The organism is Pseudomonas cerasi, assembly GCF_900074915.1.
Lineage (GTDB): Bacteria > Pseudomonadota > Gammaproteobacteria > Pseudomonadales > Pseudomonadaceae > Aquipseudomonas > Aquipseudomonas cerasi.
Map to the genome: position 1 here is coordinate 4,131,232 of NZ_LT222319.1, position 22,431 is coordinate 4,153,662.

A 22,431-nucleotide genomic window follows, 5' to 3' on the forward strand; every position below is an offset into this window, starting at 1 on the left:
TAATTAGGAGCGTGCGCCTTAGGAAATGTGTTGCGCCCTATTTGGATGTCAATATTGACGCCCCCTAATAGATATCATAGTTAAGTTTTGTTTCACCTAGAATTTGTCTGAAAAGTCAGCCCGCAAGCATCTCTCGATGCAGGCCAGTGTGACCATGGCTTCAAAGCTGCTGGCCAGTTTGTCGTAACGCGTACAGATCCAACGTTTTTCCTTGAGCCAACTGAACAGTCGCTCAATAACGTTGCGTTTTTTGTACTGAGGCCCGTCAAACAAACGAGGTAGGCCAGGTCGAGGCTTGCGATGCATTTTGCGCAGAGGAATCACCGACTGCATGCCGTAGCGGCCGCAGTACTGACGTAGCACCTGGCTGTCATAGCCCTTGTCGGCCAGCACATAACGGCAACGCTTGCGCGGGCGACCCTTGCCACCAGGAAGGCTGATCTGATCCAGCAACGGCATGAAGTAGCGCGAGTCAGCCTGCTCGCCGGGCGACAGCATGATGGACAGCTGGAAGCCATGACTGTCGCAGGCGAGGTGTATTTTGGTGGTCAGTCCGCCCCCCCGCTTCGGCCGAGACAATGGTGTTGCAGTTCCTGCGGGCCCCTTTTTTTCCAGCACCGCTGGCAGCCCGGGTGGCCCGGATTGACGTGGAGTCGACCATCCAGGTATCCAGATTGATGAACCCGTCTTCTCGCAAACGAAGATCGCCTTGACCGCCCCATGCGTTCAGGAGGGGAAACAATGGCTTCAATGATCGCCCAATGCTCAGATGAAATTTCATAACGGCCTGTCATGACGGCTCTCCTGGCAACCAGAGGGCATCATTCTAACGAAAGCGACTTTTCAGAAAAACCCTAGGAGGCAGCCTTCGTCATGATCACCGCACCGCCGCATCAATCAGGCCTTACGCGAGATGGCCGGGCGGACCCCGTTCGACAGCCGTGGTCGTGTGGGGAAGCCGATGACGGCACCCATTCGCGCCATGAACAGCCCAGCTGGGTGAAGCCGTATCGCTAAACTATCTTCAAACGTGACGGAGCGCGCGCCATTCGAGCGTACGGGTGACGTCGGATGCGCTGATCGCCATGGTCATGTTGACTTCGTCTTGGTCGCGGCAATCTTTATAACGCTGGCACGGACGGCTGCCGTACACTCGGCCGACCCAACCGACTGCCCTTAGGATGCGATCTCATGCCCGCCTGCTACCGCCTTGTGCTCTTTACCACGCTCGCGGCGATGACGCCAATAGCGTCTGCGGCCGCCGACAGCTTCTTGCAGACATCTCACCACAACATCGTTGATGCTAACGGGCACACTGTCCATCTTAAAGGCTTCAATCTGGGCGGTTGGCTCGTGATGGAACCGTTTTTCTCCCCCATCGCCGCGGATCGGGATGCCGCGCGTGCGCCGATCTACACCGACGAGTACTCGGCGCGTCGCGCGTTGGCTACGCGCTTTGGTGAGAGTCGTGAACGCGAACTGTTCAATGCCTATCAAGACGCTTGGGTGACGCAGGCGGATTTGCATCGCATCGCCGATGCTGGCTTCAACGTGGTGCGGGTGCCGTTGTGGTGGGGCCAGTTCTTCACGCTGCCCAAAGACAGCTCAGGCAATCCTTCCCCGGCGGATTTTGATACCGCGGCGTTGGATCGTTTGGAGAGATTCGTTGCAAATGCTAGGTCGGCTGGACTCTACGTGGTTTTGGACCTGCATGGTGCCGTCGGCAGTCAAAGCCCCGCCGCTAACACGGGGCAACGGTCCATCAACCGGTACTGGACCGATGCACGCGCGCAAGAGATGACCGCTTGGCTATGGAATGCCGTCGCCAAGCGATTCAAAAGCAATCCTGGGGTCGCGGGCTACGATCTGCTCAATGAACCCGATGCCAGGGCCAGCAAAACTGAGCCATGGACCAAACAAGACGTTGCCGCAGTGTTGCAGGCCTATCGGTCGCTCTACAACACCGTACGGGCTGCAGATTCCGACCACATCGTCTTCATAGAAGGAACGTTCAAGACGTGGAACTGGTCAGCTCTACCCAACCCGAGCGATGAAGGATGGCAGAACGTCGTCTACGAATTCCATCACTACCCGATTGACGCAAACGGCCAGCGCATCATCTCGATCAACGCGATCAATGCGAAGACGGACGCTGCCATAGCTGACTATCAAGCGCATGCCAACTACGACGTGCCAGGCTTCGTAGGTGAATTCAACCCTCAGCAGACCGACCCAGAACCTTGGCGGCATGCCATCGAGCAGTACAACCAAGCGGGTTTGAGTTGGGCGGTGTGGACTTACAAGTCAATCAACGGCTCGGTGGGGCGCGATTATTGGGGATGGTACGCCGTCGATACGTGGAGAATGCGGCCGAAGCTGGACGAAGATAGCTTCGAGCAGATCCAGCACAAGTGGACCGCGTGGACGACCGAGGCGCATTTTGCCCCGAACAGCGGGCTCGGCATCAACCCCGGTACATCGACACGGATGGTGAAAAAGCGAACACCGTAACACGGGTGTGGGCGACTTTTTTGCAAGCGGGCCAGCGTAACGATCCGTTGCCGATGGTAGCTTATGGCCATGAATCGCTTTTCTGCAAACACGTGGGAACAACTGACTAAGGGCAATCCGCGCAAAAGTTTGACCGATTGCAGCGCCGTACCCTTACAGCGCGGCTTGACGCGAGACGGCATGATGAGTTTGCCAGGATTTGATGGACACCCGTCGTGAGTCCTAAGGCTCGTCCAGAGGTGTCCATCAAATCCGGCAAGCTCAATCCACCTGATAACGAGATGAGCATTGCCACGCCCTGTTTCGGCGACCCGGCCTAGGACGTTTGCACGTTTGTTGAACGCCCACGCTGCGGTGCCGGATGTTGCCGAAAGCGGCGCTCTGAGCTCCCGCCAGACGCCATCAGCACCGATTGGAACGGTCGACACGGCACAAGAAATCATAGGTAAGAGCGCTGCTTTTTCGCTCGGCATGGCGGCGCGCGCCCCCTTAGCCGGGCTGGGTAAAGACGCTTCGCCGGTCATTGAAGGTAATGCCACATTGCGAAGCAACTATTTGGACAGATCCGAGGGATTCTTGCTGGCGGCACCGGCTTCCTAAACCAGCGCAGCGTTCTGCTGGGTTATGTCGTCCACCGGAAGCGACATTCAAAAGAACCGTATCGGTAGTCGCTGCGGCACGACGGGCGATTGTTAACTGTTACTTGAAGACTTCATCCCATCTCTCGATTCTGCCTAGCCATCCACCGACGCATTATTCGGCCCTAGCTGGCATCAAATTCACGGACGCAGTATGCTTTTGCAAGGGCGAAATGCGTTATTTCTGCGCCTCTTTTTACGCCGCGCGAATGGTTTACGCGAGAAATCGCTCATACGTTACTACCGCGATTCCGAGGCGTTTCTCAGGGACATGCCGCAAATAGCAGGTCGCTCTTAGTGGAAAAAACGGTCACTTTCTTTAGTGCGGGTTGGATGGAACTATGCAGATCAGGCCAGTCCGAAAGTCAGATGCGACGGCGTTGGCATTGCTTCTGAATGAAATTATCTCACGTGGTGGCACGACTGCTTTCGAGACACACTTCACACCCGTCCAACTGGCCGACACGTTGCTGATTGGGCCCAACGTCTTCTGTTGTTTCGTCGCACAGGGCGAAGACGGCATTTTGCAAGGCTTCCAGACCATTATGAGGACTCCGTTTTTGCCAGCTGATGTTGGCGATGTATCTACGTTTGCTCGGGTCGATAGCACGCAGCGAGGCGTGGGAACACTCCTTTTCGAGAGAACTTCTCATGAAGTTAGGAAGCAGGGACTAGTATCGATAAATGCAACCATCCGAGCTGACAATGCGGGTGGGCTTGCTTTCTACACTCGCCTCGGTTTCGTGGATCACAGCCTTATTCCCTCCGTCCCCTTGAACGACGGAACTCCTGTGAACCGAATCAGCAAACGCTACCGGCTGCGCTGACTCGACGTTCGCAAATTCGGCCGACAGCAAAGTTGTCGGCCGGGCGGCCTCCGTCAGCGCTACGGTGAATCGCCCGCGCTTGTCCAGCGGCGCGCCCGAACCAATAACGCGAATATTTCGCTGTTAGTTCAGATTAGGGAAACCCTGAAAAAGCCTCGTTGAGTTGGCAAAATACCGTCATGCCAACCGCTGAGCTTTTCCGATGAATCAAATGACCTTCGCCGACGCCGAGTACGCCGGTAAACGCCAGCAGACTCGCAAGGAGTTGTTCCTGATCGAGATGGATCAGGTGGTTCCGTGGGCTGGCCTGATTGCATTGATCGACCCCATTATCCAAAAAGCGAAGGCGGTTGCCCGTCCTACCCGTTGATGTCGATGCTGCGGATTCACTTGATGCAAAACTGGTTTGGCTACAGCGACCCGGCGATGGAAGAGGCTTTGTACGAGACCACGATTCTTCGCCATTTTTCGGGTTTGAATCTGCAGTGCATTCGGGACGAAACCATCCTCAACTTCCGGCGCCTGCTGGAAAAAAATGAACTGGCCGGCGGAATTCTGGCCGTGATCAATGGTTATTTGGGCGACCGTGGCCTTTCGTTGCGCCAAGGCACCATCGTGGATGCCACGCTGATCAGGTCACCCTGTTCTCTGGCAAGTCGCGGCGCGACGAAGCACTTACAAGAAATACGGCAAGCGCAGCCTTCTTTACAGGGTCATCCGCAAGATCGAGAAGGTCAAGGCGCAGACGCGAGCGAATGTCGAACATCCATTCCGGGTGATCGAGCGGCAGTTTGGTAACAACAAGGTGCGCTTCCGTGTCTTGGCAAAAAATACAGCACAGATAGTGACATTGGTTGCGCTATCGAATCTTTGGATGGCCCGCAGACATTTACTGAGAAGCGCAGGAGAGGTGCGCCTGTGATACACAAAATGCCTGCTACGGGAGGCTGACTTTGTGAGTATTTCAAGCTTACTTCGCCCCTGCCGCTATCCTCTTCAAGGAAACGACGTTCCTAACTCCCTTTGACCTCCTAATGAGTAATCCCTATGTCTTGGCTGAGAAGTCTGAAGCTGAAATTCAAGCTACTAACTGCATTTGGTCTATGCGCGTTGATCACCGTTGTTGTGGCAGTACTGGGTCAGTCCGGCATCGCCAAGCTGTATGGCCAACTGCAAGATACTGTGACCAACAACCTGGTATCGATCCAGAAAACCGACGCAATAAACGCAAACGCCATTGCCACCAACCGTGACTTTTTCAAGGCCATTGTGCTCACAGCTGAGAACGCCAGCGCTGACGATATCAACGCCGTTATCCAGTCCTACCGCGATAATCAGTCCGAGGTTCAGGCTGCATTCAAAACTTACCGTGCCACCCCGCTAGAGGCAGACGAACGGGCTGCGGGCGACGATTTCGAACGTGACTGGCCGGCCTACATTGCTGCTGTGGATTTGGGTTTCGCTGCGCTAAAAAGTGGCGATATCGAACAGGCTCGAAGGCTCGCTATAAACAGCGTTACACCGGCTTACCTCAAAGTCATTGCTGAGATCAAGATCATGATCGAGTCCAACACTCGCCAGGCTCTCGATGTCGCGAAAGCAGGCGAAAGCACTAACAACCAAGTGACTTGGGTGCTGATCGTGGGCTGCCTGATCGCCATGCTGTGTGCCGGCGTGCTTGGAATGATCGTCACTCGCATGATTACCCGTCCGATTTACCTATCGGTCGAAGGTGCAGACCGCGTAGCTAAAGGCGATCTGACCAAGGCCATCGAGGTTCGGGGCACCGATGAAACTGGTCAGTTGTTGCAGTCTCTGTCCGTTATGCAAATCAACCTCAAAGGCACCGTGCAGCAAATTGCCGACGCCTCGAACCAACTGGCTTCCGCAGCTGAAGAATTGACTGCGGTTACAGAGGACAGCACGCGCGGACTAGTGCGACAAAACGACGAAATCCAACAAGCTGCCACTGCGGTCAACGAGATGACGGCTGCAGTGGAAGAAGTGGCGCGCAACGCAGCCAGCACCTCTCAGATCTCCAGCCAGACTGCTGAAGACGCATTGAAAGGGCAGAAGCAGGTACAGCAGGCTGTGACGGCTATCAATACTGTGACAGAGGAGATCACAGATTCCACACAACGTGTCGAGGCATTGGCCGGACAGATCCACGACATCACTAAGGTATTGGACGTCATCCGTGGTATCGCTGAGCAGACCAATCTGCTTGCTCTTAATGCTGCGATTGAGGCCGCACGTGCTGGTGAGCAAGGTCGTGGTTTTGCTGTAGTGGCCGACGAAGTACGTGCTTTGGCACACCGTACCCAGACATCCACTGGCGAGATCGAGGCTATGATTAGCAGGGTTCGTGGCGGTGCTGACGATGCGGTGCAGGCGATGGGGAAAAGTCAAAACCTCGTGCGCGGCACTAAATTACTTGCTACTGAAGCCGGCCTGGCACTAGAGCGGATCAGTAAAGGCGTCAGCCAGATCAATGAGCAAAACCTGGTGATAGCAAGCGCAGCGGAGGAGCAGGCTCAAGTAGCACGAGAGGTGGATCGCAACCTAGTTAACATTCAGGATCTATCGACGCAAACGGCGGCGGGTGCTAACCAAACCAGCGCTTCTAGTCACGAGCTATCGCAGTTAGCAATTTCGTTTAATACACTGGTAGGGCAATTCCGATTGTAGGTCAGCACAATACAAGTTTGTATTGTGTCCGCTAAAAATGATCTGACTCAGAAATGTTGAACGACTTCTACCTTTTCGTAGCCCTAGCCCTGTACTTGACAGGGCTGAGCCGCCAAGTGTCAGCCTTATCCGAGGGTGGTGGTAATAATGGATGTAATCCGTTAGCTCAGCCTCAAGCTCGTGGATATCGGAGAATTTTTGCAGGTAAAAAGCTCTGCTTTCACCGTCTCGAAAAGCTTTCAACTACTGCGTTGTCATAGCAATTTCCTTTCCGTGACATGCTTGGCAGCACGCAGTGGTCGCTCAACATACGCCGGTAGACTGGCATGCGTTATTGCCATCCTGGATCGTAATGCAATATTGGTGTTTCGCCTGGTTCTATCCTTTCAAGCGCCCGGCCGAGCACTTTTCCGACCATATCAAAAAGGGGCCTGCGCGCGGTCTGAACAGCAACAACCTCACCGTTGAATAGATCGAGAACTGGCGAGAGGTATAGCTTTTTTCCACCCACATTAAACTCGGTTACGTCAATGACCCACTTCTCATTGGCTGAGTGGCGATAACGTCTCGTGCCAGTATATTCGGCGCAACCATGCCGTCTTCGCTCCGGTAGGATCGGTATTTTTTGAGCCTCACCAAGCTTTTCAGCTCAAGCTCACCCATAATCCGTTGCACCTTATTAGGGCTAACCTGATAACGGCCTGCCTCACCGCTATCGCAACGCGCCCATACTCGTATCCGCCTCGATGCGCGTCGAAAAAGGTGCGAATTTCGGATTTCGGCGAGGCGTACTTGTCAGCGACACGTTGAGTATTTAGTTGGAAGTAAAAGGGCTTTCTAGCAAGGCCCGCGAATTTCGGCAGCTTCTTCAGTGCGTACTGGTGCGTTAGCTCATTCACGATTTCGGCTTGCTTTGCCGCACTAATCGCTGCTTCGAGTGAACCAAGGCTTCAAGCTTTTTTAAGTAATTATTCTCCATGCGCAGTTGCTCAAGCTTAGTTATGAGATCGTCATGGCTGCGTTGTCGACTGGTGCGTCAGCGTCAGACGTAGGTGGGCGGCTCGGCATCTTGGTCTTTCGAACGACGGCTCGCGCGTGCACAACGCAGCCACTCCTCCCTCATCATACCGACGTTCCCAATCACCAATAATGCGGATCTCCGGATATTGAATAGCGCCGCAACGGGGATGCGGCGAAAATCTTGGACTACCAGACGGAAAATCTTCATCCGCTCCATACTTAAGCCGCGCTTGGCCAGCTTTTGCATCAGGCGGCGCAGGTCATCCAGATTGCGGGCCAAGCAATTCATGCTGTGCACCACAATGGTGTCACCCTCACGGACGAAGCTGAGTATGGCCTCCAATTGCGGACGCTGGGTGTGCTTGCCAGATGCCTTGTGGATGAGCAGTTTGTTCACCTCAGCATGCGCCAGCCGGCGGGTTCTGGTCATAGCTGCTGACCCGGACATAACCGATAAGTTGTCCCTGCAAGGCGCCTCCCTAGGCCCTGATCTGACCACGAGCTCTTGTTACATCTACGTACTATGATTGAAACAATATTTCTTTAGCATGCCTCCCCTCTGCTTAGCGGCCAAGTGATATCGCTGGCCTGTGTCTAATTTTCGGTAAGGGGGAAGGGATGTTTATCACATCAAAATTAAGCATGCGTAAACCAATTTCTGCGGCTTCGTTACAATTGCATTCACGCTTAATGAATACGCGCTCCTATTCGTCTTTTCGCACCAAACGCGTAACTAGCTTTATTTCCCCACCCGCGCCCTGGAGCATGTTGACATTGGCTATTCTTTACACGATTACACCAGGCTCGGCGAAAGGCGAAACAGCTCGTGATTTTACGACCAGCCTTGTTAACCAGTACAACGCTCTACGACAACAAAACCCGAATCTTCAACAGCAAAATCTCGACATGGTCAAAAGGATTATGGCTGACGCGTCTGCTGACCGGCGCGATTTAGCTGTCAACGACAACACAAATTACGCGATGGGCTCGATGATGGATCGGGCGCGTGGCGCCTTGAGTTTGGGGGGGGCTGGGTCCTATCAATGGAGAAAACGCCAACCCGTTCATGAACCAAGGCGATGCTTCGCCTGGGAAGTTACATGAATACGGTAAAAGTATTTCAAACTCGATCCGGCCATGTGCGTCCGCATTGGCTGGACACGTCACGCCGTTGTTCGACTGTTCGAGCAGCAGCTCTTATCCCAGTGGGCATACGGCCAAGAGTACCGGCGCTTCGCTGTTGACGGCATATTTGTTCCCCGAGCGGTACCAAGCGTTCATCGTCCGCGGCCAGGAATATGCGCAAAGCCGCGTCATCGCGGGTCAACACTATACGCTCGATGTGATGGCGTCACGAGCCATGGCATATAAAGCGGTGGCCGACCTGCTTGCCGCGCAAGTGCCGGACCCTAACAGTTGGCTTAACACGAATGCGGAGGCGTCGAATGTTCGCCAAGCCGCTATCAATGGATGCAATGGAAAATCGACAATGGAGTGCGCCCACTCGTCAAATGGGCCTGGGCTCTATGATAACTATGCCCAGCAGAAAGCCTTCTACAACTTTACCAAATACTATTATTGGTCGCCGATTGGGCCGACAGATAAACCCATGGTGGCGCCTGAAAACTCCGACTATTTGATCACCACCCGGTTTCCCTACCTCAATAAAAATCAACTGCTGGACATCATTCGTACTACAGCCGACTCGTCGGGCCAAGTACTGGACGACCCCTGGAGCCGGATCAACTTGTTTGCAGCCGCTGACGGTTATGGCGCTTTCGACAAGGATGTCACGGTGACGATGGACGCGAGCCGCGTACAAAACCAAACGGTACCCGGAGCGGGATACTTCGCCAACGATACGTGGCGCAACGATATTTCCGGCCCTGGCAAACTCACGAAAGACGGCACGGGAAGCTTAACACTGACCGGTCGTAATACGTTCGGAGGCCTTGACCTGAAAGCTGGCACACTCGCACTCACCGGTGGAAACACTCTGGGCGGCCCAGTGGTTGCTGAAGGTGGCGTGCTGGCAGTCCTCGGGAGTGAGCTGGCATCGGCCACCGACGTCACAGTTGGCCGTGCCGCTACCCTTCAACTTGAGGGCGCCAGGCTATCCGCCGGCCGGCACCTGGATATCCAGGGCAACACTCAATTGGTTGGTTCAGCGCAAATCGATGTCAACGCGCAGGGCACGGGTACGATTTCAGGCCAAATCAACGGAGCGGGCGGCCTGATCAAGACCGGCGCTGGCCGGCTGGACCTGACTGGTAACAACACCTACACCGGCAATACCCACGTCAATTCCGGCACCCTTGGCCTAGGTAACTCGAACAGTGTCGGCACTGGCACCCTGGAACTGGCCAACGGCACTACCCTAGCCTACGCAGAGGGTATTCGTCTGCTCAACCCCTTGCTGCTTGATGGCCTCGTCACTTTGCGGGTGGATAACGGCCAGGCCGTACAGGCTGGAGACATCGGCGGGAATGGCACGTTCACGCTCGCCGGCAGCGGCCGCCTCGGCATTGAGGGCGATCTGTCCCACTTCAGCGGCCTGACCCGCATCAGTCAGGGTACCGTCACCGCAAGCGCCGCGCTGGGAGGCACGGTCAGCGTCGACCAGGGCGGCACCTTCATCGCTAATGGCCCCACCACCGCCACCGTGACCGTGGGCGAGCGCGGTACACTCAAGGGCTCGGGCAGCGTCGGCACCACCCAGATCGCCCAAGGCGGCACCGTGGCACCGGGCAACTCGCCAGGCACCTTGCGCGTGCTGGGCAACATCGGCTTTGCGCCAGGCGCTACTTACGCTTTCGAAACCAACCCGGCGAGCGGCGCCTGGGACCTGATTTCAGTATCGGGCCAGGCGCAACTGCAAGGGGGCACCGTGGCCCACGTCGGACTTGCCGGCCAATATGCCCCTTTCACCCCCTATACCATCCTAACTGCCGCTGGCGGCGTGTTCGGACACTTCGACGGAGCCAGTTCTGTTTATACCTTTCTCACTCCCCACCTGGGCTACGACGCCAATAACGTCACATTGACCTTGGTGCGCAACGATGTGCGCTTCGCCTCCGTGGCCCACACGGGCAATCAGGCCGCTGTGGCCGGCGCGCTCGATCGCACCTTCGTCAACCCGCTGACTAGTACGCAAAGCGCGCTGTACAGCAACCTGGTGACTTACGACTCCACCCAAGCCCGCACAGCCTTGAGCACTCTGGCTGGCGTCTTCCACGCCTCCTTGCAGACAGCCCAGATCGAAAACAGCCAACCGGTGCGCGACGCCGCGCTGGGCGCACTGCGCGACCCGGCTGAGCTTGCTAAGCCTGGCGTGCGCGGTTGGGTGCGCCCTTACCATGGCAATGGAACCTTCGGCGGCAGCGACCAAGCCTCCGGTATCGGCGCGAACACCACCGGCCTGCTGGCCGGGGCCGACATCGGCGTGGGAACGGATACGCGCCTAGGCGCTTACCTGGGTACCAGCCACGACAGCTTCAGCGCTTCCAGCACCACGGGCTCGGCCAATGCCGATACCGTACACGCGGGCCTTTACGCGGGGCACCAAGCGGGAGCATTGGTAATACGCGCCGGCGTCGGCTACAGCTGGGCAGACCTAGACACCCGGCGCACCATCGCCCTTCCGGGCCTCAGCGAGGGCGAACGTGCCAGCTATCACGTTGGTACCCTACAGGCCTTCGGCGAAGTGGGTTCTCAATTGAAGGCGGGGCATTACTCGGCAGAGCCTTTCGCTGGTCTGACTTGGGTTAATTTAAACACTCAGAGCTTCGATGAAAAAGGCGGCGAGGCCGCGCTGAGCGGGGACCGTCGTCGCCAAGATGCGAGCTTCTCGACTTTGGGCCTGCGTAACCGCCTGGCTGCCCCGTTCGACCAGACGTGGCTGCACCCTGAGCTGGATTTTGGGTGGCAACATACGTTGAGCGGTCGCCAGTCGCACCGAGGTCTGGCGATAGGTACCAGTGAAGCCTCGTACACTATCAAGGGAGTGGATCTGCCCCAGGATGTAGGGCTCGTCAGGGCTATGCTAGGCGCCGATTTAACCCGAGACACTCGTCTGTCACTGAGTTATAGCGGCCAATTCGGCGACCAGGACCGCCATCAAAATCAGGCCGATCTGCAACTACAGGTGTCTTTTTGAAGAGCAACTGTTGGCACTATTGAAAATGCCTATGTAGTATTTTCGCATAACGATGGAACAAAACGTTGATACCTATGACTTCTTGATAACAACAACGGAGAACCGGCATGGAACACAGTTCAGTCAGTTTTATTGATGCAAGCGCAGGCCGCCTGGCCGTGCATGAGTGGACATATGGCCAACCAAAATTTCTAGCGCTGCTGGTACATGGATATGGTGAGCATCTCGGACGTTACGATTACGTTGCGCAGCGCCTGACCGCTCGCGGTGCTCGGGTGTTTGGGCCTGACCACCAAGGGCATGGGCAGTCGGACGGTGAACGTGCACTGATCACCGACTACGCCGCAGTTATCGATGATCTGCATCTAGTGACTCAGGCGATGATGCGTCGATACCCAGATTTGCCATTGATTGTGATCGGTCACTCAATGGGCGGGCTCATTGCCACACACTATGCTCAACTGCATGGTGACATGCTCGCCGCGCTAGTGTTGTCGGGCCCGCTGCTAGGCAAGAAGACCACTATTACCAGTCTTTTAGACTTGCCTGAGATACCTAACACACCATTGGATGTCCGTACCTTGTCCCGGGACCCTGACGTTGGCAGGCTGTACACTGACGATCAGTTGATCTGGCATGGACCGTTCAAGCGCAGCACGCTGCTAGCCATGCGGGAGGTGCTACATATAATACACAGTGGGCCCACGCTTGGCGATTTGCCCACCCTATGGTTGCACGGCGGTGCAGATGACTTGGTTAAGCTGGAGGAGTCTCGAATCACCTTGGATGTGATTCGTGGCCAACACTTCGACTCGCACATCTATCCGGGTGCACGTCACGAGATTTTCAACGAGATTAACCGGGATGCGATTTTCGACCAAGTGCTGGCTTTTATCGAGACAGCGCTGAGTTTGCCCAGCCACCGATTAAACTGAGCTTATTGTACCATGGATAGGAATGCTGTTCGTAGCTAGCGTACCTGCGGTTTAAGGCTGGTTGTCGTATCCTCGTTTTTTTAAAGAATTTTGGCAGTGGCAAGAGTATCGTCATGGATCTCGAGCAGTCAGCTCCTTCAGCTGTGCTACTGCTTGCGCGCGAGCTTCTTCGGCTTTATCGCTCTCGCGATCAACCAGTATCTGCTGAGTCATTTCAGTAGCAAGAAGCAGGACGCCGGTTTCGAACATGGTGAACCAGCCGCGACTCCGCATCGGCACCGATATGCGCCTTCATGCCGAAGAAGTATTGGTTACCTTTCTTCGTCTGAAGCATCTCGGGGTCAAGCTTTCCTTCCTCGTTCTTGGTCGAGCTGGGGGCATGAATGATGGTGGCATCGACGATGGTGCCCTGGCGCAGGGACAGGCCATTCTCTTGCAGATAACCGTTGATGACCGCGAGAATTGCAGGGGCCAGTTGATGCTTTTCCAGCAGGTGCCGGAAGTTCATGATCGTGGTGTCTTCAGGTATCGGGGCGCTCAAGGTCAGGCATGCAAACTGGCGCATGGTTGTGATTTCGTAGAGCGCTTCTTCCATGACCGGGTCGCTCAGGGAGAACCAGTTTTGCAGCAGATGAATGCGCAACATGGTTTCCAGGGGACAGGGTTTCTGCCACCGTCGGCTTTGGGGTAGAACGGCTCGATCAAACCCAGAAGACCTGTCCAGGGCACGACCTGATCCATCTCGGCGAGGAAACGCTCGCGTCGTGTCTGCTTGCGCTTGCCGGCATATTCGAAATCGGAAAAGCTCATCTGGCTCATGGGCGGCTCGGATTAGGTGGTCAGGCGATTTTCGCATACCTGGGACTTGCTCGGAGAATCCTTAGGCTCTAAGAGGCTGATTTTAGAAGAAAATTTAACATAACCGTGAAACCCGGACGTATGTGGCAGCTACTCCATCGACCGAAGAGCCAAGGGCTTGAGTCACCTCTACCTTGAAATTTATAGAGCTCAGCCTCTACAAAAAAAGCTAACATCCAGAAAACTCACCACCAAACCCTGCACTGAAGCTACTTATCATTTAAAGCCTCTCATCATCAGCTGGACCTAACTAGAGCCAATCATCTAGTATGAGGCATCTCGATAGCGACCGATGCAAGTCATGCAGAGCGCTAAGCCTTCATCGGTCTATAGAGCCAACCAACCGCGCAACTGGAAATCAGTTATTGACCTTACAGAGCATGCGAAGTACGCCCCTCTCCGAAGGCGTTTGCTCGCTTGGTAGGCGTCGAGTCTTAACTAGTAGGAGAGAGATATGCCCATTGCCGACATACTCAGCCCCAATGCAAAAAATGGTGGCGGTGCTCCCTCGCCTGAAATAGGCGTATCAATGGGCACTCCGCAGGGAGACTCGGACCTATCGGGCCTAATCGACGCACTCCTGGATGGCTATCGTCTATTTGATTTTGGCGCGCGGAATCACCGGGAACGTGACGTGGTTGCGGCGATACAGCAAACAGGGCTGAACCGTGAAGATGTGAAGGTGATCAAGAAACTTCCATTGACCCATTATCGGCCAAAAGATGCGCTTAACCTAATCACCTGTGAGCTGGAAGCCAGTGGCCTCGAATTCTTTGATCAATATTTGCTGGAGTGGCCGTCGCCAGATTCAAACTCCACTGCACAGGCATGGGATGCCCTGGTACGCGCCAAAGAGAAGAACCTAGTGAAATCTATTGGGGTGTGTAATTTTGCTCCCGCAAACGTGAAACGCTTGATCACGCAGTCAAATACCCCCCCCTGCATTAATCAAATCGAGATGCACCCTCACTTCCCGCAGCCCGACCAATTGGCATGGCATACCAGCGTGGGTATCACTACTCAAGCACGTATGCCTTTTGGTAGAGCCAACCACCTGCTTTGCTGCACCGTCGTTGAAGACATTGCGCGACAGTCAAACAAATCGGCAGGGCAAGTCATATTGCGATGGCACTATCAACGGGGTGTGCTTGCATTTACCAGATATGCACCTAAGCGCCTTCCACATGTGACCGAGCTGAGACTCGATGATTTTGAGTTAGGTGAGGATGACATGCTACGAATTAGTCAGCTGGCACTTCGAAACGGGCGCGTGTATGAGGGACATTTTGACTAAGGTGGAGGGCGTTATCCAATCACCCAGCGCCGTGGGCCTATTGGACGATATCACCAAGTCACACCAACCCCAGCTGTATACCTGGCACTGTCCAGGTCATTTCCATCAGGCATGCCCGCCACAACCTCATGCTCATATTTTAAATTCAAGGATGCCCATTCGGTGACCTTGTATCGCAAACCTAGCTCGGAGTCGTACGCATAATCCGCTACGTCACTGAGCGGCCTCGCCAACTCACCTGACGCGAAAACCTCAAACTTTCTTCCGACCAGAAACCGGTTGTAATCCCAACGCAAGGAAGTCGAATAAAATGAGTTACCGCCACCATCTGCATACCCATACTGCGTACGATTCAGTAGCCCAACAACGCTAAACTTGCCTAATTGATCGTCCCAGAATTGGTAGCCGGGGCCCGTGCCGATTTGTCGTCGCGTCCGTAGGTCTTCAACCTGATCCTTTTTGTAGCTCAAACCGCCTTCCCAAAACCATTTCTCGGTGAGGAACCGGTCTAGGGTGTACTCGGCATTCCAGTTATCCGTATTCTTAACGTTATCGTCGACCTCGCGCACATATTGGGCATCCGCACTATGCCGCCATAGGCCGCTGACAAGGCTAGTTTTTGCGGCAATATTAATATTATCCGTGTCTGTTTCAGCTCTTTTAATATCAAGCGCCAGATCTACATTCCCCGTCCAAGTCGCGGCCGTCAAGATGGGTTTTGGCTTCATTATCCTGTCAATGTTACTCAAGCTGACAAGGCTGGATTTACCGCCTTCAGCGAGACGCACGGCGCCCTGTGAACCCGCCTGTATAGGTTCAACCACACCGTCTGACTGACCACTTTGCCTGACCAAGAGCGCCTGCTTGCTTTCCAGGGTCTCAACCTGATCTTTACTGCTTGTTACATCACCACCGTAAGTGGTGTGTTGGCGCTGATTGAAAACTGACCCACCCTGCCGATTGAAAATTGACCCAGGACGGATTGCTGATTTTTGCCCCAGCAATTGTGGATAAGCTTAGCAGCAGTGTTCCGATTGAAGACGCATCAAGCCCCACCGCATGCAGCAGGGCATTTATGGTGCGGATCAAAATGGCTCATCGTCCTCGATATCATTTCCGTCCTTTCGCTTTCGTTCGCGTGTTTTGATCTTTGTCTGGGCAGCCAATGTGCTGTGTTGTAGGCGGTAGGACTCGTTGCCCGTTTCGACGATGTGGCAGTGGTGTGTCAGCCGATCCAGCAACGCGGTGGTCATCTTGGCGTCGCCAAACACACTCGACCATTCCGAGAAGCTCAGGTTGGTGGTGATGACCACGCTGGTGTGTTCGTACAGTTTGGACAGCAGGTGAAATAACAGGGCGCCACCGCTTTGGCTGAAGGGCAAATATCCGAGTTCATCCAGTATCACCAGGTCTGTGCGCAGCAGTGCCTGGGCGATTCGCCCTGCCTTGCCATCGTACTTCTCACGCTCCAGCAGATTCACCAGATCCACCGTGGAAAAGAAGCGCACGCGTTTGTTGTAGGCCGTGATTCCGGATACAGCCAAGGCACTGGCCAGGTGTGTTTTCCCGGTGCCAGGGCCGCCGATGAACACGACATTCTGCGCGGTTTCAGTGAACGCCAAGCTGGATAGATCGCTGACCAGCCGGGCATCAGCGCTGGAAGCGCTGAAGTCAAAGCCAGCTAAGTCACGGTGCATGGGGAGTTTTGCCATGTTCATCTGATGATTCACCGAGCGCACCGCGCGATCCGCATGTTCCTGCTGAAGCAGATGTTCCAGCAGCCATTTCGATGAAGCCGTCGACGCTGTTCCTTGAGAGACCAGTTCTTCCCAAGCACTGGCCATGCCGTGCAGGCGCAGTTCTTTGAGTTCAGTCATTAGGTCACGCATTGCGATTCTCCTCATCGGTCGTACGGAGCCGGTCGTAGCGTGCTGTATTGGCAACCGGCGCCACTTTGAGTTGCAGGCTGGTTTCTACACAGGGAGGTGGTGCGGTGGAGGTCAGGCGGGCAACGACATTGAGGATGTGATCGGCGCTCAGACTTCCCGATTCAAGTACCAGCTCCACCGCCACCAGCACTGGTTCGAGACCGGCGATGGGCACAGCAGCCAGTACCTGCATCATGATTCGATCACCGTTGGTGTGACGCCTCAGTCCGCGTTTAAGAAGCTGTAACGGTTTTGGCAGATCAGCAAATGGAGCGCCATTGCGCAGTGCACCAGGCTTGCGTTCGATGAGTGGGATGTAGTGCTGCCAGTCAAAACCGATCTGATCTCGATCAAAGAGGCGCTCGTGACTGGCGATCACCGTTTCGTCGGCAATGACCACGATTCGCGAAGGGTACAAACGGCTGCTGACCCATTGATCCACACGCTCGCAAGGCACCGAATAACGATTGCGCGCCACGCTGATCAGGCAGGTGCTAGAGACACGGACGGTGCGTTCCACGTAGCCATCAAAGGCCGTCGGCATCGGCATCATTTCAGCCTGCTCCAGCTCCAGGGCTTCTGCCACCGTCAAACCGTTGTACTGCGGATGTACAAGTTCAGCCCAGAGCGTACGACAGCGTTGGCCGAGCCAGACGTTCAGCTCCTCGAAGGTATGGAACATGCAATTTTGAGCATCGAGCCAGATTCGCCTCCGGCTGTCTTGCACGTTCTTTTCGACGATGCCTTTCTCCCAGCCAGAGGCCACGTTGCAGAAGTCCGGATCGAACAGATAGTGCGCGCACATCACGGAAAACCGGGCATTGACCGTGCGGCCTTTGCCTTTGTTAACCTTGTCGACAGCCGTTTTCATGTTGTCGTAGATGCCGCGACGTGGCACGCCACCCAACGCTCCAAACGAACGTGTATGGGCATCAAACAGCATCTCGTGGCCTTGACTGGGGTACGCAACCAACCAGAACGCGCGACTTGCGCACAGCTTCATATGGGAGACCTGGATACGTCGAAACAGGCCACCGATCAGCAGGCCTTCTTCGCTCCAGTCAAACTGAAAGGCCTCACCGAGGGCAAAAGTCAGCGGTACAAAAGCGCGTACAGACTTGCCTTGCTCGCACCGCCAAGAGCGGACAAACGCCGTGAGCTGGCTGTAACCGCCGTCATAACCCTCGGCCTTGATCTGCTCAAAAAGTGCCTTGGCGCTCCTACGGTTGTGTTTTGGCCGGAACGAATCAGCCTTGAGCGCCTGCTCTAAGGTCTCGTGAAAAGGGTTGAGCTTATTGAAGGATGCGCACCGTTGGTACGCTGGTTGATTGGCTTCGGGCGCTCTGACCCATTTTCGGATGGTGTTTCTCGACAGCCCGGTACGCTTGGCTATCTGATGCAGCGAGAGCTTGTCGCGGAAGTACATCCGCCGGATTTTTCCCAACATTTCCATGCTGATCACCCTGTGTTCTCCTGCTCAAAAAGTGAGCAGAAGCAGTTGAACACCTGGGTCAGTTTTCAGTCGGCAGAACAGCCTCTACTGGGTCAGTTTTCGGTCAGCGGCAACACGCCCAACTCTTTTGGCTTGTAGCGACGCTACAATTGACTCCATGATAGGTGAGCAAACTGCATTACCCATTAATTTTACTTTATCCCTTCTTGTTACATCGGGGAATTTATAAGCACCTGGAAACCCCATTGCTTTACGTAGTTCGCACGGCTGCAACATACGCATCATATGTCCATTTTCGCCAGGAGAAACTTAAGCAAATCTATCTACAGTCGTAACTGTACGCAGAGGAGCATCTACTCTCTGCCATCCGCCACTACCATCCGTACCATAATATACGATTATAAATGGCTTATGCTCACCCAATTCAGAAATAGCCCTATCAGCTCTAGCTAAGGTATCCTTCGCTCTTTTTAAGCTTCTAAGGGGAGTCATTTTATATTTTCCAGTCTTATCCAATATATCCCAAACAACTTTGCGAGTTACAACCAACGGAGAAACCTCATCGGGTTCATCGAACAAGTCTGCAATAACAAAAAGCCTACGGCGTTTTTGAGGGACACCAAATAAAGAAGCATCAATAACCTGCTCTCTTATATTATATTTTAACTCTTTCAATTCACCCAATAGCTCTTTGTATCTGCCCCATGGTTTCATATGAATTACATTTTCCAAAGTAATCCAGCGCGGCTTCATGGCCTCAGCATACCGAGTAACCTGAAAAGCAGTGTCTTTACTTTCATCGGAACGCGGCTTACTTCCACGGGCACAGGTGTGGTGCGTGCACTCAGGTGATGAGATGAGGAGATCTACCTGCCCTATCTTAGCAATTATTTCACTTGGCTCTAATAAGCGCAGATCTTTCTGAAAAACATGCGCATCAGGGAAATTTAACTGGAAAGACTGAACTGCAGGTGACCACATGTCGACACCGCCAACGATTCGAGCCCCTCCATCACGTGCTCCTAGGCTGCTGCCTCCTGCACCACAGAACATGTCAAAAACGCGTATTGGATCCATTTTAAAACCTTAAATTAATTCTCTAGCCAGGTTAGCAGGTTCCAGGCACCATTCAAGCATGATGGCACAAGGACACTGCCATGCCCCCCAACCGGTTGTTCTCTGTGGAAGAGCTTTCCGCATGCGATCTGATAATTGACGCGCACTATGCAGGAAGCCGCAATGGAAATTCCAGTGATGATCCACTCACCAAGCTTTTGAGCGTCAGCAATCAGGGTGGCTTCCGAATTCGGGGAAAACGCAATGATCCACGAATCATAGTTTTGCTTTCCAGCATGGAGGATCTGGACTGGCCCGACGAAATCGACCTCTCCACTGGGACGTTTATCTACTACGGGGACAACAAAAAAACTGGACGAAAGCTGGACGAAACTAATCGCTACGGGAACAATCTTCTGGAATTGATCTTCAAGAGGCATCACTCGGGAGAACGTTATCTAGTCCCTCCAATCCTGATTTTCACCAAGGCGGGGGCTTATAGAGACGTGATTTTCCGCGGCTTAGCGGTGCCAGGTCAAATAGGCAGTACTCAAAACGACGATTTGGTCGCGGTTTGGCACGCCAGCCAGGGCCAACGTTTTCAAAACTATAAAGCTACGTTCACTATTTTAGACATACCTCAGGTATCCAGGAGATGGCTTACAGACATCATTACAAAAGGGATTGCTACTGAGAGCAAGCATGCCCCTGATGAATGGCTAAAATGGGTGAAAACAGCACACTACACACCACTGATAGCAAAACGTTCGCAACCTATTCGCTCCAGAGCAGAGCAGCTCCCTGCCACGAAAGAAGAGTCGAAAATGCTCTCCACTATCCACGAGTATTTCAAAGCAGATCCTTACGCCTTTGAAGCTTGTGCAGCACATTTGGTCAGGATATGTCTCCCAGACACTGTCGAGCTCGACCTTACACGGCGCTATCGCGATGGAGGCAGAGATGGAATAGGCAAGCTTCGGATAGGACGAGCGGCATCGGCAGTTCTTGTTGATTTTGCCATTGAGGCTAAATGCTACGCCACCTCGAATTCGGTAGGCGTACGCGAGGTCTCAAGGCTGATATCGCGTCTTCGACATAGACAATTTGGAGTCCTCATCACCACCTCTTGGCTCCACGACCAAGCTTACAAAGAGATTGTTGAAGATGGACACCCCGTGATGATTATCTCTGGAAAGGACGTAGTCGATTTGATCAAGCAAGCGGGCATGAAGGACAGCAGCTCCATAACGCACTGGCTGAAGCTGAGCTTCCCACTAGGTTGACCATCAATGTGTGCAGACGTATTTACGCCCGAACAGCGCTCCAAAGTCATGGCAAAAATTAAAGGCAAAAACACCAAGCCTGAGATGATCGTGCGCTCGACGTGCCATCGGATGGGCCTCCGTTTTCGCTTACACAGGGTTGATCTTCCCGGAAAACCTGATTTGGTTTTCATAAAGCGCAAGCTGTGCCTTTTCGTTCATGGATGTTTTTGGCACCAACATTCAGGCTGCAAGTATGCTTACCTGCCAAAGTCTCGCCCTGAGTTTTGGATACCTAAACTGCAGAAAAATGTTATTCGCGACGAAAATGCTAAAGCCTCCCTTGAAGCACTGGGTTGGAATGTCGCAGTAATCTGGGAATGCCAGACAAAAAAAATCGATGAAATTGAGTCAGTCATCAAAGAGATAATTGAGCAGCGGTCCGAAAAGGCTCCCAAAATTCTGTAGGACTTGTCCTTTACACCTTTGACATGTTGACCCTTCCAATCACAGCCCTTAACCTCCTCAACCTGAGCCTAAGAAACTCAAAATCCAGAGCGGTCCTCCGCACCCGACAGCCATGCGGCTTTTTTGCGCCAGCGGTTTCCCTACGCCTGCAGGAAAGGTCACGTTTTATGCCGGGAGTGGGCGAATACAAGACCCGAAAGGGGAATATGTCCGGCCCGTCTCTGGTGGGTTTCTTAGCTCCCGGCACCTAAATCCCTGTCCTAAGAAAGCATCCAGAGGTTCATCATGACCAGTTCGCGCTATAAATCCGTCTCTCGTCCGCATTCCGTTTCGGAGGTGGCAGATGACTAAGCCCCACACCCCAACCCCCTTCCACCGCCACAACCGCCAACTCCTCGCCCTCCTTCTCGAAAACCAGCCCTGGTTCAGTGCCCGCGATCTGGGTCGCATGATCGGCTGGCCGTTGAACGAGCGGACGCTGCGCAAGCTGGACGCTGACCAGCACCGGATGATCACACTCGACTTGCATGGCGAAGCGCAGTCAGAGCTGATGGTCAGTGAGTCAGGGGCGTACGCGATGATGGTGCATCACTACCATGCGGAGAATCGTGGGTTGCGACAGTGGCTTACCAACGAGGTGGTGCCTGCGTTGCGGGATGGGCAGGTGCCGTTTGATGACTGCACGCCGCACCTGAGCATGCTGCAGTGGCCGGGGTTGTCGGTGAGTATGTTGCACTGGCACAGCGAGCCGTGGATACGCTTGCGGGATATGCCGATGCTGTTGGCGCATCCGCAGATGCAGGTTGAAGCGCGGCCACGTAGTTTAGGCAGGCCTTGGTGGCGGGCGGTGCTGCCTGCGTCTCCGCTGGGTTGAATGCGTGGTGATGGCCGTGCCATGTGGGTGACGGCCATTGTGTCTCGTGGGATCAGTCTTTCAGGCGGCGTCGGTAGTCGTTGATCATTTCTTTGGTGACGTCATCCTTGTAGCAGATGGGTGCGTAGCCGCCTTTGCGGCTGTAAGCGCTGCGTTTGCCACATTGGCTGCCATTACGGGCAGAGTTGTAGGGGCACGGGCAGTTGCCGGGGTAGCTGTCGATGGATTCCTGGATGATGGCTTTGACGATTGAGGCGTCTGTGATCTGGGTTTCTCTGGCGCTTGCGGAGAAGGCACAGAGGAATGCGAGTATGGCGACGAAGCCTGTCCCTGTCTTTTTCATGGCTATTCCTTAGCGAGTGCAGACGAGTGTCTGTTGCAAGGTTTTACCATGATGCTATTAGGCCATCAAATTTTGTTTATTGAGGTGATCTGGTGGAGGCATGGATAGGCCAAGCCTGAA

Annotated in this window: 18 protein-coding genes and 4 pseudogenes; 11 read left to right on the forward strand and 11 right to left on the reverse strand. The window is 54.2% G+C overall.

Translation table 11 applies throughout. The features are described from left to right. Window positions 1-96: 96 nt before the first annotated feature. Window positions 97-703 (reverse strand): annotated as a pseudogene (locus tag PCPL58_RS29905) (IS5 family transposase); the annotation flags it as partial. Window positions 704-1,191: 488 nt separating this feature from the next. Between PCPL58_RS29905 and PCPL58_RS20755 the strand changes: the two are divergent. The 4 genes and pseudogenes from PCPL58_RS20755 (at window position 1,192) to PCPL58_RS20770 (ending at window position 6,664) form a co-directional block, all read left to right on the forward strand. Then, window positions 1,192-2,511, forward strand: coding sequence for a glycoside hydrolase family 5 protein (locus PCPL58_RS20755; protein ID WP_065350340.1), 1,320 nt, complete (start codon window positions 1,192-1,194; stop codon window positions 2,509-2,511). A 1,183-nt stretch (window positions 2,512-3,694) separates the two neighbouring features. Next, entirely contained in the window at window positions 3,695-3,976 is a 282-nt protein-coding gene (locus tag PCPL58_RS32775; protein ID WP_414860622.1) for a GNAT family N-acetyltransferase, read from the forward strand. A gap of 202 nt (window positions 3,977-4,178) precedes the next feature. Beyond that, a pseudogene (locus tag PCPL58_RS20765) lies at window positions 4,179-4,898 on the forward strand (transposase). Window positions 4,899-5,023: 125 nt separating this feature from the next. Beyond that, window positions 5,024-6,664, forward strand: a complete 1,641-nt coding sequence (locus PCPL58_RS20770) for a methyl-accepting chemotaxis protein (RefSeq protein ID WP_065350342.1) — start codon at window positions 5,024-5,026, stop codon at window positions 6,662-6,664. Here the strand turns inward: PCPL58_RS20770 and PCPL58_RS32780 are convergent. The 3 genes and pseudogenes from PCPL58_RS32780 to PCPL58_RS32160 all read right to left on the reverse strand — a co-directional run. Next, window positions 6,620-6,907, reverse strand: a complete 288-nt coding sequence (locus tag PCPL58_RS32780; protein WP_083188451.1) for an IS3 family transposase — start codon at window positions 6,905-6,907, stop codon at window positions 6,620-6,622. The two genes, PCPL58_RS20770 and PCPL58_RS32780, sit on opposite strands and share 45 nt — an antisense overlap. Before the next feature lie 88 nt (window positions 6,908-6,995). Further along, window positions 6,996-7,286, reverse strand: a complete 291-nt coding sequence (locus PCPL58_RS32785) for a DDE-type integrase/transposase/recombinase (protein ID WP_083188452.1) — start codon at window positions 7,284-7,286, stop codon at window positions 6,996-6,998. A 600-nt stretch (window positions 7,287-7,886) separates the two neighbouring features. Then, a pseudogene (locus PCPL58_RS32160) lies at window positions 7,887-8,154 on the reverse strand (recombinase family protein); the annotation flags it as partial. Between the two features lie 148 nt (window positions 8,155-8,302). On the opposite strand from PCPL58_RS32160, the gene PCPL58_RS31025 reads away from it, so the two are divergent. The 3 genes from PCPL58_RS31025 to PCPL58_RS20795 all read left to right on the forward strand — a co-directional run bounded on the left by PCPL58_RS31025 (window position 8,303) and on the right by PCPL58_RS20795 (window position 12,775). Continuing rightward, window positions 8,303-8,788, forward strand: coding sequence for a hypothetical protein (locus PCPL58_RS31025; RefSeq protein ID WP_157893918.1), 486 nt, complete (start codon window positions 8,303-8,305; stop codon window positions 8,786-8,788). Beyond that, window positions 8,751-11,840, forward strand: a complete 3,090-nt coding sequence (locus tag PCPL58_RS20790) for an autotransporter domain-containing protein (RefSeq protein ID WP_083188454.1) — start codon at window positions 8,751-8,753, stop codon at window positions 11,838-11,840. Before PCPL58_RS31025 ends, PCPL58_RS20790 begins: the two co-directional genes overlap by 38 nt. Window positions 11,841-11,947: 107 nt before the next feature. After that, a complete protein-coding gene (locus PCPL58_RS20795) occupies window positions 11,948-12,775 on the forward strand; it encodes an alpha/beta hydrolase (RefSeq protein ID WP_065350345.1) in 828 nt (275 codons plus the stop codon). Window positions 12,776-13,019: 244 nt separating this feature from the next. On the opposite strand, the pseudogene PCPL58_RS20800 reads toward PCPL58_RS20795, so the two are convergent. Then, window positions 13,020-13,594: pseudogene (locus PCPL58_RS20800) on the reverse strand (IS5 family transposase); the annotation flags it as partial. A 493-nt stretch (window positions 13,595-14,087) separates the two neighbouring features. Between PCPL58_RS20800 and PCPL58_RS20805 the strand changes: the two are divergent. Beyond that, window positions 14,088-14,927 (forward strand): aldo/keto reductase, encoded by an 840-nt coding sequence (locus PCPL58_RS20805; protein WP_065350346.1) that lies wholly within the window; start codon window positions 14,088-14,090, stop codon window positions 14,925-14,927. Window positions 14,928-14,977: 50 nt separating this feature from the next. Here PCPL58_RS20805 and PCPL58_RS20810 read toward each other — a convergent pair whose 3' ends face one another. The 5 genes from PCPL58_RS20810 to PCPL58_RS29925 all read right to left on the reverse strand — a co-directional run bounded on the left by PCPL58_RS20810 (window position 14,978) and on the right by PCPL58_RS29925 (window position 19,385). Beyond that, window positions 14,978-15,931 carry a DUF481 domain-containing protein gene (locus PCPL58_RS20810; protein ID WP_232002833.1) on the reverse strand — a complete coding sequence of 318 codons (954 nt, stop codon included), beginning with the start codon at window positions 15,929-15,931 and terminating at the stop codon, window positions 14,978-14,980. An 81-nt stretch (window positions 15,932-16,012) separates the two neighbouring features. Next, window positions 16,013-16,816, reverse strand: a complete 804-nt coding sequence (istB, locus tag PCPL58_RS20815) for an IS21-like element ISPsy20 family helper ATPase IstB (RefSeq protein WP_031598096.1) — start codon at window positions 16,814-16,816, stop codon at window positions 16,013-16,015. After that, window positions 16,809-18,308 carry an IS21-like element ISPsy20 family transposase gene (gene istA / locus PCPL58_RS20820; RefSeq protein WP_104685638.1) on the reverse strand — a complete coding sequence of 500 codons (1,500 nt, stop codon included), beginning with the start codon at window positions 18,306-18,308 and terminating at the stop codon, window positions 16,809-16,811. Before istA ends, istB begins: the two co-directional genes overlap by 8 nt. Window positions 18,309-18,392: 84 nt before the next feature. Next, a complete protein-coding gene (locus tag PCPL58_RS32165) occupies window positions 18,393-18,593 on the reverse strand; it encodes a DNA cytosine methyltransferase (protein ID WP_331716518.1) in 201 nt (66 codons plus the stop codon). 24 nt (window positions 18,594-18,617) lie between these two features. Beyond that, window positions 18,618-19,385, reverse strand: a complete 768-nt coding sequence (locus PCPL58_RS29925) for a DNA cytosine methyltransferase (protein WP_232002836.1) — start codon at window positions 19,383-19,385, stop codon at window positions 18,618-18,620. An 80-nt stretch (window positions 19,386-19,465) separates the two neighbouring features. On the opposite strand from PCPL58_RS29925, the gene PCPL58_RS20825 reads away from it, so the two are divergent. From PCPL58_RS20825 to PCPL58_RS20835, 3 genes are all read left to right on the forward strand, one after another. Then, window positions 19,466-20,647: a restriction endonuclease gene (locus tag PCPL58_RS20825; RefSeq protein WP_065350347.1), complete on the forward strand. Its 1,182-nt coding sequence runs from the start codon at window positions 19,466-19,468 to the stop codon at window positions 20,645-20,647. Between the two features lie 6 nt (window positions 20,648-20,653). After that, window positions 20,654-21,094, forward strand: a complete 441-nt coding sequence (locus PCPL58_RS20830; RefSeq protein ID WP_065350348.1) for a very short patch repair endonuclease — start codon at window positions 20,654-20,656, stop codon at window positions 21,092-21,094. A gap of 343 nt (window positions 21,095-21,437) precedes the next feature. Continuing rightward, on the forward strand, window positions 21,438-21,968 hold the full coding sequence (locus PCPL58_RS20835) for a BRO-N domain-containing protein (protein ID WP_065350349.1): 531 nt from the start codon (window positions 21,438-21,440) through the stop codon (window positions 21,966-21,968). 52 nt (window positions 21,969-22,020) lie between these two features. Here the strand turns inward: PCPL58_RS20835 and PCPL58_RS20840 are convergent, their stop codons facing one another. Further along, entirely contained in the window at window positions 22,021-22,311 is a 291-nt protein-coding gene (locus tag PCPL58_RS20840; RefSeq protein WP_065350350.1) for a hypothetical protein, read from the reverse strand. Window positions 22,312-22,431: the final 120 nt, after the last annotated feature.